The organism is Pseudomonas silensiensis (genome assembly GCF_050434865.1).
In the GTDB taxonomy this organism is placed as follows: Bacteria; Pseudomonadota; Gammaproteobacteria; order Pseudomonadales; family Pseudomonadaceae; genus Aquipseudomonas; species Aquipseudomonas fluorescens_W.
Genome location: NZ_JBNDJH010000001.1, coordinates 254,977 through 270,851 on the forward strand (window position 1 = coordinate 254,977; position 15,875 = coordinate 270,851).

General features: G+C 56.5%; 13 protein-coding genes. 10 read left to right on the plus strand and 3 right to left on the minus strand.

Annotated elements, in window-relative coordinates:
* The first annotated feature begins 109 nt into the window (after window positions 1–109).
* From QF010_RS01055 to QF010_RS01065, 3 genes are all read left to right on the plus strand, one after another.
* Window positions 110–1,318 (plus strand): CaiB/BaiF CoA transferase family protein, encoded by a 1,209-nt coding sequence (locus QF010_RS01055; protein WP_429532375.1) that lies wholly within the window; start codon window positions 110–112, stop codon window positions 1,316–1,318.
* The gene (locus QF010_RS01060) at window positions 1,315–2,154 is read left to right on the plus strand and encodes an HTD2 family dehydratase (RefSeq protein WP_033061971.1); all 840 of its coding nucleotides are present in this window, start codon (window positions 1,315–1,317) and stop codon (window positions 2,152–2,154) included. The genes QF010_RS01055 and QF010_RS01060 overlap by 4 nt, the downstream gene beginning before the upstream one ends.
* Window positions 2,155–2,366: 212 nt before the next feature.
* Window positions 2,367–3,737, plus strand: a complete 1,371-nt coding sequence (locus tag QF010_RS01065) for an MFS family transporter (RefSeq protein ID WP_429532376.1) — start codon at window positions 2,367–2,369, stop codon at window positions 3,735–3,737.
* Window positions 3,738–3,864: 127 nt separating this feature from the next.
* On the opposite strand, the gene QF010_RS01070 is transcribed toward QF010_RS01065, so the two are convergent.
* On the minus strand, window positions 3,865–4,767 hold the full coding sequence (locus QF010_RS01070; protein WP_429532377.1) for a LysR family transcriptional regulator: 903 nt from the start codon (window positions 4,765–4,767) through the stop codon (window positions 3,865–3,867).
* Between the two features lie 117 nt (window positions 4,768–4,884).
* On the opposite strand from QF010_RS01070, the gene QF010_RS01075 reads away from it, so the two are divergent.
* From QF010_RS01075 to QF010_RS01105, 7 genes are all read left to right on the plus strand, one after another.
* Window positions 4,885–6,075, plus strand: coding sequence for a CaiB/BaiF CoA transferase family protein (locus QF010_RS01075; RefSeq protein ID WP_429532378.1), 1,191 nt, complete (start codon window positions 4,885–4,887; stop codon window positions 6,073–6,075).
* Between the two features lie 14 nt (window positions 6,076–6,089).
* Entirely contained in the window at window positions 6,090–7,058 is a 969-nt protein-coding gene (locus QF010_RS01080; RefSeq protein WP_429532379.1) for a hydroxymethylglutaryl-CoA lyase, read from the plus strand.
* Window positions 7,055–7,450 (plus strand): VOC family protein, encoded by a 396-nt coding sequence (locus tag QF010_RS01085; RefSeq protein WP_033061977.1) that lies wholly within the window; start codon window positions 7,055–7,057, stop codon window positions 7,448–7,450. The genes QF010_RS01080 and QF010_RS01085 overlap by 4 nt, the downstream gene beginning before the upstream one ends.
* Window positions 7,447–8,388, plus strand: coding sequence for a D-2-hydroxyacid dehydrogenase (locus QF010_RS01090; RefSeq protein ID WP_033061978.1), 942 nt, complete (start codon window positions 7,447–7,449; stop codon window positions 8,386–8,388). Before QF010_RS01085 ends, QF010_RS01090 begins: the two co-directional genes overlap by 4 nt.
* Before the next feature lie 222 nt (window positions 8,389–8,610).
* A complete protein-coding gene (locus tag QF010_RS01095; RefSeq protein ID WP_033062200.1) occupies window positions 8,611–9,942 on the plus strand; it encodes a dicarboxylate/amino acid:cation symporter in 1,332 nt (443 codons plus the stop codon).
* A 285-nt stretch (window positions 9,943–10,227) separates the two neighbouring features.
* On the plus strand, window positions 10,228–11,727 hold the full coding sequence (locus QF010_RS01100) for an ATPase domain-containing protein (protein ID WP_033061979.1): 1,500 nt from the start codon (window positions 10,228–10,230) through the stop codon (window positions 11,725–11,727).
* Window positions 11,717–13,831 (plus strand): ATP-binding protein, encoded by a 2,115-nt coding sequence (locus tag QF010_RS01105; protein WP_429532380.1) that lies wholly within the window; start codon window positions 11,717–11,719, stop codon window positions 13,829–13,831. Before QF010_RS01100 ends, QF010_RS01105 begins: the two co-directional genes overlap by 11 nt.
* Before the next feature lie 14 nt (window positions 13,832–13,845).
* Here QF010_RS01105 and QF010_RS01110 read toward each other — a convergent pair whose 3' ends face one another.
* Window positions 13,846–15,030, minus strand: a complete 1,185-nt coding sequence (locus QF010_RS01110) for a PAS domain-containing sensor histidine kinase (protein WP_429532381.1) — start codon at window positions 15,028–15,030, stop codon at window positions 13,846–13,848.
* A complete protein-coding gene (locus tag QF010_RS01115; RefSeq protein ID WP_429532382.1) occupies window positions 15,020–15,835 on the minus strand; it encodes an alpha/beta fold hydrolase in 816 nt (271 codons plus the stop codon). The genes QF010_RS01110 and QF010_RS01115 overlap by 11 nt, the downstream gene beginning before the upstream one ends.
* Window positions 15,836–15,875 lie beyond the last annotated feature (40 nt).

Below are 15,875 nucleotides of genomic sequence, written 5' to 3' on the forward strand. Positions count from 1 at the left end.
CCGGCGAAATCATGAGGATCTTGTCTAATTTAACCTCTCGTAAGTCCCGCAGTGTTTGTATTTTACAAACGTTATCTTCGTAAATGCTCGCTGCTCCCCTGACCGTGATTTGCACATACTTGTGTACGCAAACTGTCAATGGGAGAACCTGATGTCCACTACAAAACCTTTAAATGGCATTACCGTCGTTTCCATCGAACAGGCGTTGGCTGCGCCTTTATGTACCTGTCGTTTGGCGGAAATGGGTGCAAGGGTCATCAAGGTCGAGCGCGCAGAAGGGGACTTTGCCCGGGGCTATGACGACGCCGCCAAAGGTCACTCTTCGTATTTTTTGTGGACCAACCGAGGCAAGGAATCGCTGGTACTGGATTTCAAAAATGCCGACGACGCGACGCTGCTGAAACGGATCATTGCCAGCGCCGATGTCTTTGTTCAAAACCTGGCGCCCGGTGCCCTTGCTCGCGCAGGGTTTGACAGCTCGGAACTGCGCGCACTGAATCCACAATTGATCACCTGCGATATCAGTGGCTACGGTACTGAGGGGCCCGCCAGTGGTTTGAAGGCGTATGACCTGTTGGTCCAATGCGAAAGCGGTCTGGCCGGCATCAGCGGTTCACCTGAAGGCTATGGCCGGATCGGCGTTTCGATTTGCGATATCGGGGCAGGTTTGAATGCTGCGATTGGCGTGCTTTCGGCGTTGCAGTTACGAGAACGAACCGGGCAGGGCTCCGGGATTTCCGTTTCGTTGTTCGATGGTGCTGCGGACTGGATGACTATTCCCTACCTGCACGAGATTTATGGCAATGGCGCTCCAACACGTCAGGGGCTGCGCCACCCTTCAATTGCTCCATACGGTGCTTATACCACTGGCGATCAGCGAGACATCGTGATCAGCATTCAGAACGAACGCGAATGGCAGCAGTTCTCTAACCTGTTCCTTGAAGGCACCGGCGCATCTACTGATCCTCGTTTTGCATCCAACACAGAACGCGTCCGTAACCGAGACGCGCTGGACGCGCTCATCAGTGCGTCTTTCACCACCCTGAGTGCCGAGCAGGCGATCCACAAACTGGGTCAGGCCAATACCGCTTTTGGTCAGGTGCGCTCCGTCGCCGAGATGGCAGAACATCCAGGCCTTCGGAAATGGCCGATGGCAGTAGAGACCGGTGAAGTCGAGATGATTGCTCCTCCGGTACGCGCTCCTTGGGACGATCAACGATTCGAAAAGGCCCCTCTCCTGGGCGAACACAGTGATCGCTTGCGCGAAGAATTCCGGGCGACAGCAATGCAGAACAAACAAGAGGGGATCCCTGCATGAGCACTATTGATCTTCAACACCTTCGTCAATGGGTCGGCAAGACCCATGTCGACCACGATGTCCTGTCTTCACGCCATGCGCGTTTGATGGCTGCAACGCTGGGCATCCCACAAAGCGATTTGGTCTCGGGTTATCCATTGCCGCCATTGTGGCACTGGTTGTACTTTCTTGACGGGCTGCCGCCTGAAGAGTTGGGGCGTGATGGCCACCCGGCGCGAGGTGGCTTCTTGCCTCCCGTGCCGCTGCCGAATCGTATGTGGGCCGGCGGACAGCTTGAATTCAAGAAAGCGTTGCCGTTGGATGGCAGCGTCGAGAAACGCTCCAGTGTTGTTTCGATCGAGCACAAGAAAGGTCGAAGTGGCGAGCTGGTGTTTGTCACCGTATTGCATGAGATTGTACATGCCGGCGAAGTTGCCATTTCCGAACATCACGACATTGTCTACAAGGAGTCAACTCCAGTCGACTCAAACAAACCTTTCGCCGCTATGCCGCAAGCCACTCATTCCTATGAATGGCTGCCTACCTCGACCACGTTGTTTCGCTATTCAGCACTGACTTTCAATGGTCATCGTATTCACTATGACGCTGATTACTGTCGAGAGGTTGAAAGTTACGCGAGTCAAGTAATACATGGTCCACTGAACGCGACTCTGCTGGCAGGCTATGCCGAACGTATCGCGGGAAAGCCAGTAAAGCTCTTTAATTATCGAGGCGTGCGTCCTGCCTTGCTGGGAGTGACGCTAACATTAAATGCTGTCCATGAAGGTAATGATTTGCTGTTATGGGTCAGTTTGCCTGACGGCGCAGTTTCAATGCAGGCGCGCGCCAGTTTTTGAGTCTGCATTGCAGTGAGAAATGCACTATGAAGACACATCAATACGTTTGTCGTTTCGGTTGAAGTGACCTTTTTCTTAAGTGATTTTATTAATTGATTAGATGATCGACTGACAGTCTGTGCGATTGGCATTTGTCTTCGTGTGGACTGTTGTTGGGCTGGTGATTTAGCGCATAACGCGTCAACAGATTATTTCTGCTTGTGGAGATTGAAATGATAATAATAAGTAATGCTGATAGCAGCGCTTTCAAGCGTCCTCCAATTACAAATAAGGCACGGGTTCGAGCGATACTTGGAGCCTGTTCGGGTAATTTAGTTGAATGGTATGATTTTTTCATCTATGCCTATACATCTATCTATTTTGCTTCGCTGTTTTTTCCGGCAGGAGATCAAAACAGTCAACTGTTAGCGACAGCGGGGATTTTTGCTGTCGGCTTTTTTATGCGCCCCCTCGGCGGTTGGATATTTGGTTACATTGCAGATACGCGCGGTCGAAAAATATCAATGATCATTTCAATTTTCATGATGTGCGGTGGGTCTTTGATGATTGCGATCATGCCCACTTATGAGACGATTGGTGTCGCGGCACCCGTCCTGTTGGTTGTAGCCAGGCTGATGCAGGGACTTTCAGTGGGCGCTGAGTACGGAACAGGTGCCACTTACATCAGTGAAATGTCGACTGCCGGGCGCCGATCATTTTTTGGTTCATTCCAATATTCCACAATTATTGCAGGTCAGCTACTTGCGCTGCTGACGGTTGCTGTTCTTCAGCACGTATTGCTTCCGGAAGATTTGAAAGCCTGGGGTTGGAGAATTCCATTTTTCATCGGGGCAATTAGCGCCATTGTGGTCGTATTTCTACGTCGATCCATGACCGAAACGGCTTCAGTCAAAGAAATGAAGAGTAAGGAGGCCGGATCTATTCGTGCGTTGTTAAAGCATAAACGGGCCGTAATTTTAACTGTAGCTATCACCATGGGGTGTTCGCTGTACTACTATACGTTTACATCGTATATGCAGAAATATCTGGTACTGTCTGTGGGGATGGATGCAGGGACGGTAAGTTTTATCATGACGTCTGCCTTGGTGTGCTTCATGGTTTGTCAGCCATTTTTCGGCATGCTGGCAGACCGTATTGGCGTGAAAAAAAGCATGATGATATTTGGTGGTTTGGCAACAGTGTTGGTTGTACCAATTTTAACCACGTTAAAGACTGTATCGAGCCCGTATGCGGCCTTTGCGCTAATTATGACTGGTCTTCTTGTTGCTGCATTTTATACGCCCGTCACAGGTGTACTTAAAGCGGATCTTTATCCAGCCTCTGTCAGGGCGTTGGGCGTTGGTCTGCCTTATGCGATCGGCAATGCATTGTGTGGCGGTACCGCGGAGTATGTGGCGTTGATACTTAAGTCGATGGGGGTTGAAAGTTACTTTTTTTATTACGTAGCTGCATTGGTATGCGTGACATTCATTGCTTCGATATTAATGCCCGATTTGCGTAAGCACGGGTATCTGGATGGCACTGGAACTGTCGAGGATAATTTCGCGAGGTCGCCTGGGTACGGTCGTAGTGTGCACTCGTAAATTAGACGTGAGGTGACTATTGCGCTTTTGCCACTGTCGCATGTGCCACGCACACATGAGGCAGTGGCTTTTTAGATGATTGGCCACCCGTCACCCAAGTGCGCGGACAGGGACATTTACGCCGCTGTCAGCCATGCACGCTGCTTAGATACTCAAACAACTTGGCCGCTTCCGGCGCCAGTTGCGTCTGACTTGCAACCCCAACAAACAAGGTGCGATCAGCCCAGTCATCAATCAAGTCGACAGCCATCAGACGGGAACCAAGCAATTCGGCACGCACAGACGACAACGGCAAAATCCCGATACCCAAGCCTGCTTCTATCATGCGACAGATGCCGTCGAAGCTGCTGACCTGGATCCGGACCTTGAGGACCTTGCCCGCACTGACGGCGGCATCGGTAATTCTGCGCAGCAACGAGCTGCCTTGGTTGAGCCCCACATAATCAAAGCCAAGCGTATCGGCAAAGGACACGCTGCGCTCATTGGCCAGTTCATGGCCGACCGGGACCAATAGCACGAGTCGGTCATCACGGTAGGGCAGTTTGTACAGTCCTTCAGCCGGTACGTTATCGGCAAAGATGCCGATATCGGCACGCCCGTTTTCCACGGCTTGAATAATCGGTTCGCTGAGTGCTTCTTCCAGCCCGATACGCACGTTCGGGTTGGCGCGCAGGAACGACGCGAGGTCGTCCGGCAGGAACTGGACGACGGCGGATGTGTTGGCGAACAACCGTACATGCCCGCGCACACCAACAGCGTAATCACTGGCGTCGCACGCCATACGGTTCACGCCTTCCAGAATCGTTCTGGCATGTTCAACGATCCCTTGTCCCGCTGCCGTCAGTTCGAGCCCCCTTGGCAGGCGCACGAACAGCGGGCACTGGGTCGTTCGTTCCAGCTCGGCTAACCGTTTGCTGGCCGCCGAAACCGTCATGTTGGCCTTTTCGGCGGCACGGGTCAGGTTGCCGGATTCGGCGGCGAAGATCAGCAGGCGCAAGGACAGCAGATCGAAATGCAGGGGATTGATCATCAAGAGGATCCGAGGTTTTCCATTCTGGAAAGAGTAGTGGCGAAATATGAAATTTTCATCTGCCGCATTTGTGTCGATTATCCATGCCACAAGCACTCAACAAGAACGGGAAACGTCATGAGGTTACCTCTGCAAGGTGTCAAGGTCGTGGAGCTCGGTCAACTGATTGCCGGGCCATTTGCGGCGAAAATGCTCGGTGAGTTTGGCGCCGATGTGATCAAAATCGAGCCGCCGGTCACCGGTGACCCATTGCGCAAATGGCGCTTGCTGCACGACGGTACTTCCGTCTGGTGGGCCGCGCAATCTCGCAATAAGCGCTCGCTGACCCTCGATTTACGCCAGAGTGAAGGCCAGCAGGTCGTGCGCCAGTTGCTGGCCGATGCGGATGTACTGATAGAGAATTTCCGTCCTGGGACCCTGGAAAGCTGGGGGCTGGGTTGGGACACGCTGCACGCCCTGAATCCAAAACTGATCATGCTCCGGGTCTCGGGTTACGGCCAGACCGGGCCATACCGTGACCGCCCTGGATTCGGCGTGATCGGTGAAGCGATGGGCGGGCTGCGGCATCTTTCCGGCGAGCCCGGGCGCACGCCGGTCAGGGTTGGTGTTTCCATTGGCGACTCGTTGTCGGCCTTGCACGGGGTCATCGGGATTCTGCTTGCCCTGCGCCATCGCGAGCAGAACGGCGGTGACGGCCAGCAGATCGACGTGGCCCTGTACGAGTCGGTGTTCAACATGATGGAAAGTCTGTTGCCCGAATACTCGGTGTTCAACGTCGTTCGAGAGCCCGCCGGCAGCAGTTTGCCGGGTATCGCGCCGACCAATGCCTATCGCTGCCGTGATGGTGGTTTTGCCTTGATCGCCGGCAATGGCGACAGCATCTATCAACGCCTGATGGAAGTCATTGGTCGCCGTGATCTGGGGGCTGATCCTGAGCTCGCTCAGAACCACGGTCGAGTGTTGCAGGTTGAGCGCATCGATGCCGCCATCTCCGAATGGACCGCGCGGCTCTCCCTCGAGGAAGTCTTGTCGATCCTGACCGAGGCGCGCATTCCGGCCGGCAAGATTTACAACGCAGCCGACATTGCCCAGGACCCGCATTACCGGGCGCGCGACATGCTGCTCGACAGCCAACTGGACGACGGCACGCCGGTGACCTTGCCCGGCATCGTCCCCAAGCTGGGCACCACGCCTGGCAGCGTGACTCGCTCGGCGCCGACCCTTGGCCAGCACACCGCCGAGATTCTTGGCGAGCTCGGCATCGACGCTGCGCAGCAAGCCAACTGGCGCCATCGCGGCATCATTTGAACCGGAGAATCAACATGCAACGTCTTTTCTTGCAGGAAGTCGCGACCCGTGACGGCTTCCAGAATGAAGCACGCTTTATCGAAACCATCGACAAGATCGCCATGATCGATGCGCTCAGCCAGTGTGGTTTCGCCAAGATCGAGGTCACCTCGTTCACCTCGCCCAAGGCTATTACTGCGCTGCGGGACGCCGAGGCGGTGATGCAGGGCATCCGGCGCAACCCGGCGGTGGAGTACACCGTGCTGGTGCCTAACGTGCGCGGTGCCGAACGAGCCCTGGCGTGCAACATCGATGAAGCCAACCTGGTGATGTCGGTCAGCGAGCCGCACAACCGTTCCAATCTGCGCATGAGTCGCGAGCAATCATTTGCCCAGCTCAGCGAAGTGGTCAGCGTCATCGGCCAGGGGCCGGTGGCGATCAACGTGTCGTTGTCGACGGTGTTCGGCTGCCCGATGCAGGGCGATGTTCCGGTGGGGGAGGTGTTGCACTGGGTCGAGCGCTTCGCCGACCTGGGTGCTCGCGGCGTGACTTTGTGCGACACCACTGGCATGGCGTACCCGAGTCAGGTTGAGACGCTATCCCGGGCAGTACGTGAGCGTTTTCCGGCGCTGCAACTGACCCTGCATTTCCACAATACCCGCGGCATGGCCCTGGCCAACGCACTGGCGGCTATCGAAGCCGGAGTCGACCGTTTCGATTCGTCCCTTGGCGGCCTGGGCGGTTGCCCTTATGCGCCGGGGGCCAGCGGTAATGTGTGCACCGAAGACCTGTTGCACATGCTGCAATTGATGGGTTTCAACACCGGGGTTGATCTGGACCGGGTGCTGGCGGTAGCAGCACAGTTGCCGGGTCTGATCGGCCACGAGATTCCGAGCCAGATCCTCAAGGCCGGCAAACGCCTGGACCTGCACCCGATACCCGCCCATGTGGCCAACCTGGAAAAACAGGTGCCGTCGGCCCGAACCCAGGAGCTGCACCCATGATCGATCATCTCGACCATCTGGTGCTGACCACCATCGACCCAGTGGCTGCCGAGGATTTTTACGTGCGGGTCCTGGGCATGCAGATGCAAACCTTCGCCGGTGGGCGCAAGGCGTTCGCTTTCGGTCAGCAGAAGATCAACCTGCACGTGCGTGGCCACGAGTTCGAGCCCAAGGCGCATTTGCCGGTGCCGGGGTCGCTGGACCTGTGTTTTATCGCCTCGATCCCCCTGGACCAAGTGATTGCCCGCCTGGCCCGTGTCGACTGGCCAATCATCGAAGGCCCGGTGTTGCGCACCGGTGCCACCGGGCCGATCCGCTCGGTGTATGTGCGTGACCCGGACCTGAACCTGATCGAGATTTCTGAACCCGTCCAGCCGGAGCGTGCAGCATGAAAGTGGTGTTTCTTGATAGCGATAGCCTGCCCGTGAGTATTACTCGTCCGGCCTGGGTCACGGATTGGCAGGACCGCCCCGACACAGCGCCGGACCAGGTGGTGGACGCTGCCCGGGATGCCGATGCGGTGATCACCAATAAGGTGCGCATCGGTCGGGCTGAACTTGAGCAATTGCCAAACCTGCGATTCATCTGCGTCGCGGCCACCGGTTACGACTGCATTGATCTGGCGGCTTGCCGTGATTTTGCCGTGACGGTGTGTAACGTCCCGGCTTACTCGGCGCAAAGCGTCGCCGAGTCGGTGATTGCGTCAATCTTTGCCCTGCGTCGACAGCTGTTCGTCTATCAGGCCGCCGCGCTGCGGGATTGGCCGGACTCGCGACATTTTTGTGTGCATCGCGCGCCGATTCAGGATGTTCAGGGCAGCGTACTGGGCATCGTCGGCCGGGGCGGCATCGGCTTGGCTACCGCGCGTCTGGCGAGCGCCCTGGGCATGCAATTGCTCTTTGCCGAACACCGTGGCGTGGTCCCGGTGCGCAAGGGTTACCAGGCCTTTGAAACGGTGTTGGCGCAAAGCGACGTGATTTCTCTGCACTGTCCATTGACCGCGCACACCCGACACTTGATCGGGGCTCCGGAACTGGCACAGATGAAACCTGGTGCCTTGCTGATCAATACCGCTCGCGGACCATTGGTGGATGAGGCGGCGGTGCTCGATGCACTGGACAGCGGTCGCCTCGGTGGTGCGGCCCTTGATGTGCTGTGTCAGGAACCACCTCCGGCCGACCATCCATTGCTCAACAGCCGCCATGCCAACCTGATCGTCACTCCCCATGTGGCCTGGGCCAGCCAGAGCAGCCTGCAACGGCTGGCCGACGGCATCCTTGGCAACCTGCAGGGCTACCACTCGGGGAACCTGATCAACCTCGTGTCGTAAATGCTTCACCACCTAATAAGAAGGTCCACTTATGAAAACAATAACAATCAACCGAGGCGATGGGCATGTACCTGGAGCACCTGCGTGATCCCGACCTCAACCTGATCGAGATTTCCGAGTACATCCAGAAGTAACCATCCCCCCGAAACAATCTTTCCCGGGCGATCGGTCATGCACCGTCAACTGCTCGGGGAAATGCATCACGCCTGCGAGGAAGCCATCATGACAACAACAATTACACCCTCGATTGCCGAAAAACCACCGAGCCATTCACGTCTGCGCCGAGTGTTCCGCCACCTGTATGTGCAGGTGCTGCTGGCGATTGTGCTGGGCATTATCTTCGGTCATTTCTACCCCAGCCTCGGCGAAGAAATGAAGCCGCTGGGCGACACGTTCATCAAGCTGATCAAGATGCTGATTGCACCGATCATCTTCTGCACCGTGGTCAGCGGTATCGCCAGCATGCAGAGTCTCAAGCGCATCGGCCGGGTCGGCTTCAAGTCGCTGCTGTACTTTGAAGTGCTGACCACCCTGGCGCTGGTGATCGGGCTGGTCGGGGTCAACCTGATGCAACCCGGCTCAGGTATGCACATCAACCCGGCGACCCTCGACGGCCATGCCATCGACAGTTACAGCAAGCTGGCCCATGAACAGAGTGTGGTGGGTTTTCTGACCCATATCGTGCCCAGTACCGTGTTCGGCGCCTTTGCCGAGGGCGATATCCTCCAGGTCCTGTTCATTTCCATCCTGTTTGCCTTCGCCTTGCAGATGCTTGGTGCGGCCGGCAAGCCGCTGCTGAACCTGATCGATCTGGTGGCCCAGGCGTTTTTCCGGATGGTCAAAATCGTGATGTACGTCTCGCCGCTGGGGGCCTTTGGAGGCATGGCCTTTACCATTGGCAAGTACGGCGTGGGTTCGTTGGGGGCGTATGGCAACTTGCTGATTTGCTACTACGTCACGGCGCTGTTTTTTGTGTTCGTGGTTCTCAATCTGGTCGCGCGCCTGGCCGGTTTCAGCCTGTGGCAGTTTCTCAAGTACATCCGCGATGAGCTGTTTCTGGTGTTGGGTACCTCGTCTTCGGAGTCGGCATTGCCTCGGTTGATGGGCAAGCTTGAGCGCCTGGGATGCGAGAAGTCGGTGGTGGGCTTGGTGGTGCCATCGGGTTACTGTTTCAACCTCGATGGCAGCTGCATCAACATGACGGTACTGGCGATTTTCATCGCCCAGGCGCTGGATATCCCCCTTGATCTATGGCACCAGATCACTCTGTTGTTAATTCTGCTCCTGACCTCCAAAGGCGCGGCCAGTGTCACCGGCGGTGCGTTCATTACTCTCGCGGCGACTCTCGGCAGCCTGGATGTGATTCCGGCGGCGGGGCTGGTGTTGGTGCTTGGGGTCTACCGGTTTATTTCCGAGGGCGGGGCGTTGATCAATGTCATCGGCAATGGTGTCGCCACCCTGTTCATTGCCAAGTGGGAAGGGGCGCTGGACGAAGAGACGCTAGCGGCCGAATTGCACAAGGGGTGTGTCCGTGAGTTAGAAGTTCAGCCCTGAACGAGTTGTCGCAAGACAGCCCCAAGACCGCCAGGTCCACGAAAGCCGGGCGGTTTTGGGTTTCTAAATCAGGAAGGCGTGTTTGCCAGACGCTTACGAATGGCGGTAGACGCCGCTAAGGCTGCTGAGCTTCCCCAAAAACTCGTCATATCTGTTCGCAGAGGACATTAATGTTCAATTAACTGTGCCCGGTGCTGTCAATCTGATGGCGCAGCTACAGTGTCAGCCCCATACTGCCCACCAGATCTGCCGCTCCTCTTAGCGTCTATCTTCCTCGAGGTTCAAATGATCCAGACCCGCCCTATAGTTTCGACTGGTAATGTCGGGTTTGACTCAGTCCTCAAAGGTGGATTGCCTAGCAATCGCCTCTATTTGCTGGAAGGGATGCCTGGGGCAGGCAAAACCACGCTGGGCCTCCAGTTCCTGCTCGACGGTGTGAACGCTGGTGAGCCGGTGCTGTACATCACCCTCTCAGAAACCAGTGAAGAGCTCGAAAGCGTCGCCCACTCGCATGGCTGGTCTCTGGACGGAATAGACTTGTTTGAGTTTTCCTCGACCGAGGGCGTCTTGGGGGATGAATACCAGCAGTCGATCCTTCACCCCTGGGAGGCGGAGCTTGGCGACACCATCACGCTCATCCAGCAACGGGTAGACAAACTCCGGCCCAAAAGGCTTGTGTTTGACAGTCTCTCGGAGATGCGGCTTCTTGCGCAGGATCCGTTACGTTACCGTCGACAGGTTTTGGCGCTCAAGCAATATTTCGCGGGCAGGGATATCACTGTCCTTCTGGTCGACGATCTCACAAGCTCCAATGGCGAGCGTGACAACCATCTCCATAGCCTTTGCCACGGCGTCATTACGCTTGAGCGACTGACCCTTGATTTTGGTGCGGCGCGTAGACGCCTTCAGATACAGAAGCTACGCGGTGTTGATTTCATCGCTGGTTTTCACGACTTCACTATCCGCAAGGGTGGCCTGGAGGTGTATCCAAGGTTGATTGCCGCGACCCACCATGTTGACTTCAAGGTGGAGACGGTGGCTAGCGGGGTACCTGAGCTAGACAACCTGATGGCCGGCGGGCCATTGAGAGGCACCAGCACGTTAGTCACAGGGCCTGCCGGATCGGGCAAGACCACCATCGCATTGGCGTATCTGGCCGCCGCCTGCGCCAGAGGTGAAAACTGCACAATCTATGAGTTCGATGAGCGGATCGGCACCCTGATCTCCCGTGGGGACAGCATGGGCATGAATTTGAGCCGTTACGTATCGAATGGTCAGTTGGTCATCCAACAAATAAATCCGGCGGAGATTTCCCCTGGTGAGTTTGCATGGCGTGTCCGCTCTGAAGTCGAAGAGCGTGGCAGCACCATGCTCGTCGTTGATAGCCTCAACGGCTACATGGCCGCGATGCCTCAGGAACAACAATTAGTCTTGCAGATGCATGAGCTTCTTTCGTATCTGAGCCAGCTGGGTGTCGTGACGTTTCTGATCAATCCGCAACACGGGCTGGTAGGCTCGATGTCTACCAGTCTCAACATTTCCTATGTGGCGGATTCAGTCATTCTCATCCGCTTCTTCGAAGCGCAGGGACGACTGCGCAAAGCAATCTCTGTGCTGAAACACCGAAGCGGCGCGCACGAGGATACGATTCGAGAGCTTCGGATTGATTCAAAAGGCGTACGAGTAGGCGAACCATTGATCAACTTCCGCGGTGTTTTGACGGGAACACCGGAATATCTGGGTGCCGATCTTCCCTTGATGGAAGAGCGAAAACGTGGAAGCTGAACAGCACTCTGAAAGCATTACGCTGCTGATTGTGGCGCCATTCAAGGGGGATGCGCTCAGTCTTAGCAAGCTGTTCGGCGATACGTACCCCTTACAAATCCACAAGGACTTGTCTTCGCTATCAGCCGCATTGGGTGAGCACACGGGGCTGGTGATACTCACGGAGGAAAGTCTTTTCGGGGATGCGACGAGCCTCGGAAACTCTTTGGATAAACAACCCGGCTGGTCAGAGATACCCATCATCCTGCTCGCATCAAGCAACGGTCGCTCTGGGCGCGAGACTGAGTTGGCCAGGCACAGATTACCCAGATCGGCAGGCCATGTGATCGTCTTGGAGCGCCCACTCAGTTCTGCTTCGCTATTGAGCGCGGCCGCTGCTGCCTGGCGATCCCGTGAGCGTCAATTTGAGATGCGTGAAAGTGTCAGCCAGCTGGCTGAAGAGCGCAGCCGCTTGCAGACGCTGCTGGAAAACATCCCGGTCGGCATTTGCTTCATGGATTTAGAGGGCGCGCCAGTCATCAGCAATCCCTTGTATCGCCAATATGTCTCAAGCGGCACTCTTCCTTCCAGGCCGCCAGAGGATGCCGATCGATGGGTTGGTCTTGACGCCCAGGGCGGAAAGCTGGAGCCGCACATGTTCCCAGGGGCCAGGGCCTTGAGAGGCGATTCGGCGACGGGCATAGAGTTCTATCACAGCCGTGAGGGCGCTCGAGATTCCTGGATGAGAGTCAGCGCCGTACCTTTATATGACGAAAGCCACCATATCATTGGCGCAGCGTCCGTCATTGTGGACATCAATGAAGAGAAGAAGGCTGAGTTAAAACTTCGCCGATTTAGTGAAGAACTTGAAGTTCAGGTCAGGGCACGGACACAAGAACTCATTGAAGCCGTTGAGCAACTGAAGGCCGAAAGCGAAGAAAGAGCTCGTGCCGAAGAACATCTGCGCCAGTCCTTGAAGATGGAGGCGGTTGGCCAACTGACTGGCGGCATTGCGCACGACTTCAATAACATGCTGACGGGCGTCATCAGCGCGCTTGACTTGATAAAGTTGCGCATGGCCAAAGGACGAATGGAGGGTGTCGAGCGGTTCATGGATGCTGCGCGAACCTCCGCTGAGAGGGCGGCTTCATTAACACACCGATTGCTTGCGTTCTCTCGTCGACAGTCGCTGGATGCCAAGGCTGTATCCGTCAATCACCTCATCAACTCGCTCGCAGACTTGCTCCAAAGAACCGTGACAGAGCAAATCGTACTGAGGTTTGACTTGAGCGCCGATGAACCTTGGATTTTCGCTGACACCAACCAATTGGAGAATGCCATTCTCAACCTGGTGATTAATGCGAGAGATGCCATGCCGCACGGTGGGACGTTATCCATCATCACGTGCATCGAGTCTGAACCGCAAAGCGAGGGCCATCCCGACACCGGGAGCCACGTTTGCATACAAGTAAAAGACACTGGCTGCGGTATCCCCCAAGCCATTCTGGAGAAGGTCACAGAACCCTTTTTCACCACCAAGCCTATCGGTCAAGGTACAGGCTTGGGGCTATCGATGGTTTACGGGTTTGCAAAACAGAGCAACGGGAGTCTGTCGATCAAAAGCGCCGTCGGGTACGGAACAACGGTCGCAATCTGCCTGCCAGAAAACAACAGCGTCGAGCTGGAGAAACCTGAAATCCCAGTGCCTGCCGCCGTGGGTCAAGGCCAGTCCATCCTCTTGGTCGAAGACGATGATTCTGTGCGTCTGATCAATCGGGCGGTTCTGGAAGAGCTTGGGTACCAGGTCCATGTCGCACGTGACGGCGAAGAGGCCATGAGGGTCTTCAACAGCCTGGAGGATGTCGACCTCTTGCTTACGGACGTTGGCTTGCCAGGCATGAACGGTCGTCAGTTGGCCGAAGTCATTCAACAACTCAAGCCGTGCCTGCCAGTGCTTTTTCTGACGGGATACGCAGAAGGCGCCATGACCAGGGCTGATTTCCTTGGCCCTAACATGCAACTGTTGACCAAGCCTTTCACACTGGAATTACTCGCCAGTCGTGTGAATAGCATGCTTGAAACAGACGACTTCAGCCCGGACGGCCATCCGATACCGAAGCGCTAACCAAACCGCCAATGTCATTCACGGTCAGCGTCAATCGCTGGAAAGTGGACATCGAACGTAGTACCGCTCCCTGTACTCGAGTCGACCGACACGTGTCCCTCGTGAGCCTTGGCGATTTCTCGAACAATGAATAATCCAAGCCCGACACTGCGCGCGTCGCTGTCAGTCTCGGTGCCCCGAGTCATAGGCTCGAAGAGGATGGCTTTTAGCGATTGAGGGATGACCGGTCCCTGGTTGTGGACGGACACACTGGCTTCGTACTCTTCTTGGCGAGAGGTAATCGTGATCGGCTGTTGCAAGTCGCCATAAGCCACGCTATTGGCGACCAGATTCCCAATGATCTGCTGCACGCGATCCGCATCCAGATACGCGCGGCCGGCACCGATGGCGTTGTGGAGCAGGGTTGCTTTGGGAAACGCGATGCGCAGTTCGCCGACACTCTGGCTGACGACCTTGTGCAAATCCACAGTAGAGGGGGATATCGCGATGCCGCTGCCGACTTTGGCCAATGTAAAGTCTAGAAGGTCGGCGATCATGCGCTCGGCGCGGTCGGCCGACTGACTGATGTGGCCGAGCATTCGGGTTTCTTTAGCGGTGCGTTCGCCTCGGGCGAGAATGTCGGAGGCCATCTTGATCGCGGTCAGCGGATTTTTCAGGTCGTGGCTGACGATGGCGACCATTTGTTCGGCAAACGACGCGCGGCGCTGGGCTATTTCGTAGGCTGATTTCAGTTCGTCCTGGGCGTTCTGGAGCGCGGTTTCGGTGGCGGTTTTTTCCCGCAGCAGGTCTTCGGCAACTTTTCGGGCCTTTACCAGTTCGCGCTCGTACTTGTCACGGTCAGTGGTGCCGAACAGTGCCAATTCATAAAACGAACCGCTGGCGTGTTCGCGTCTTACGCCGTTGAGCAGCATGGTGACGGTGCGTTTGTCCCGGTGGACCAGATCGAGTTTCACCTCGGCCACGGAGCCTTGCATCTGCATCAGCGGCGCCCAGTGAGTTTGATGAAAAATGCGTCCGCCCATGGTCAGCAGTTCTTGAAAACGCTTACCGCACAGCTCTGGCTGGCTGAAGCCAATCCAGTGACTGAACGTCAGGTTGGCCCGCAGGATCGTGCCGTCCTCTTTTGTCACCACCAATCCGCAAGGCGCTTCCTCGAACAGCGTCTGCGGGTCGGGCAGCGACGGTGCATCAGTCGACATGAGTGCGCACCCACGGCGACAGGAAGCTGTCCATGGCTTCGGAGCAGGCACTTGGCGCGCTCATGTGGGGGCAATGTCCGACGTTGGCCACCAGGCATAACGTGCTGTTGGGGAGTACGGCGTGCAGGTATTCACCCACGACGACGGGGGCGATGAGGTCGTCGGTGGATTGCAGAATCAGGGTTGGCGTGGTCAGGCCCGTGACGTCTTTGCGGTTGTCCGACATGAACGTGACCCGTGCGAATTGCTTGGCGATCTCGGGTTCGGTGCGGCAGAAGCTGTTGGTGAGTTCTTCGCCCAGCGCCGGTTGCCCGGGCGCGCCCATGATGACCGGGGCCATGGTGCTGGACCAGCCAAGATAGTTGCTGTCGAGGGTGTCGAGCAGTGAGTGGATGTCTTCGAGTTTGAATCCGCCCACGTAGTCGTTGGAATCGATGTAGCAGGGCGAAGGACCGATCATCACGTGGGCGGCGATTCTGCCGGGGACCTGGCGATCCGTCAGTGCGCCGATCATGGCGCTGACGGAGTGGCCGACGAGAATCACCGGGCCGGAGGCGAACTGTTCGATGATTTCGCCAAGGTCTTGGGCGTACCCGGCCAGTGCGTCATATTTCGTTTTGTCGTACGCGCCGAGGTTCGACTGGCCCGCACCCACCAGGTCATACAGCACGACCTTGAAACGCCCGGTGAAGTGGTCGACGAGATACCGCCACATGGTCTGATCGCAGCCGAAGCCGTGAGAGAAGATCAATGTCGCCGGACCGTCGCCCATCACTTTTACGTTGTTGCGATGCTGGAGGTCCATGCGTGTATTTCCTGGCGGGCCAAAGGCATTTTTGGCGTCT